Below are 1,885 nucleotides of genomic sequence, written 5' to 3'. Positions count from 1 at the left end.
GCCTCATAGTGAATCTAATGACACTCCACCTCCTCTCCCTCCTAAGTCAGATTTTGTACTTTCTGAACAACAAGCTTTAGCTAAACATCAAAATGATTTACATAAATTTGCAGATATGGGAGAAGAAGTACCTCCTAGGGTTCCTATGGATAGAGAAAATAAATCATCTGAAGGAGATGTGAAGGATTTAAAAGATTTACTTGATCGAAGTGTGTTCAATATTCAAGATTTGAATTTATCTCAAAGTAATGATCTACTCAATGCGATTGCAAAAAATCCAATTTTTACAAACAATCAAGAAAATGAGCATCGTAACAGTAATGGAAGTCTAAAGAACTATATGAATGAGTTGCTTTCAGAAGTTGGAGAGAATTTCCCCCATAAACCAGAAGCTGAAGACTACGAAGAGCTCAGGCAGAATATTTATACAAATTTAGAAGAAAAGATGATGAATAATCCTAAAATAGAGGATTACATCAAAAATTTTAATCCTTCAAATCAAGAACATTATGAGAGATTAGCTAAAGAATTAATCACTCATTATTCTGATGCATTAAAGGATGCAAAACTAAATACTACAGATACAAATGTTCATTTTTCAGGAGATATTAAAAATGGATTTTATTCTCCAAATGATGGCGATATTCATATGCCCACACCCAAGAATTATCTAAAAAATTATTTTAAAAATCAAAATCCTACTCCAGAAGAAGTGGGCTTACATGTCTTAAATGAAGTAGTCCGTGAGATGACTCACAAACAACAAGATCTTCTTGTTAAAAATATGGATAATCCTGACATTTCTCAAAATATTAAAGATTATGCCTCCCTCATTGATTTGAATTTTAAGTTTTCTCCAAATGCCAATAAAGATGCTCATCATTTAGATCCTAATAATATTCTAAATAAAGAAGCTTCTGACCATGGCAACACGACGATGAGGAAATATGGAGATTTCATCAGAGGAAATTCTTCTAGTGATAATCCAGGCGATTTAGCACAAACTAAAAATACCAAGCAAAAAAAGCCATTCCTTGAGAGATTACGAAATGTATTTGCTAAAAAAAATCCTCAATTCGAACATCTAGTTCAGAATCCTGAACCTTCATTAGAACAAGGAGTACAGGGCACTGATGCAAATTCAACTGGTACTAGTGAGAATGTTGATCCTTTATATGAAGTGATACCTGAACCAGGACATCCAGTTCTTGGCACTAGCAACAATCCTGAACCTTCATTATTACAAGGAGCACAGGGAGTTTCTACAAATCCAACTGGTACTAATGAGAATTTTGACCCTTCTGCACTATATGCAAAGGTATCAAAACCAAAAAAACCAACTGATGCAAATCACTCTGAATATTCTTTATTACAGGCACCTCAGGAGAATCCAGCTAGCAATCATTCTGAATATTCTTTATTAGGAGCACCTCAGGAGAATCCAGCTAGCAACAATCCTGATCCTTCTGCACTATATGCAAAGGTATCAAAACCAAAAAAACCAACTGATGCTAATCACTCTGAATACTCATTGGTAGGAGCACCTCAAGGAAGCGATGCTAATCCAACTGGTACTAATCATCCTGAACCTTCTTTCCTACAAGGAGCACAGGGAGTTTCTACAAATCCTTCTTCATCCAATCAGGAAGCTCAGAATACTTCTACAAATCCTTCTAGTGAAGCTCATCAAGAGCAGCCTGTTAGTGACCCTTCTGCACTATATGCAAAGGTATCAAAACCAAAAAAACCAACTGATGCAAATCATTCTGAATACTCATTGGTAGGAGCACCTCAAGGAAGCGATGCTAATCCAACTGGTACTAATCATCCTGAACCTTCTTTCCTACAAGGAGCACAGGGAGTTTCTACAAATCCAACTGAACCT

General features: G+C 35.8%; 1 protein-coding gene. It reads left to right on the top strand.

The annotated features are described in order from the left end of the window. A partial coding sequence (locus BKH42_RS09625; protein WP_180674044.1) for a hypothetical protein occupies nt 1-1,885 on the top strand: 1,885 nt, incomplete at both ends.

The sequence above is a fragment of the Helicobacter sp. 13S00482-2 genome, from assembly GCF_002272795.1.
In the GTDB taxonomy this organism is placed as follows: Bacteria; Campylobacterota; Campylobacteria; order Campylobacterales; family Helicobacteraceae; genus Helicobacter_J.
This window is presented reverse-complemented; position numbering and strand designations above follow the sequence as displayed.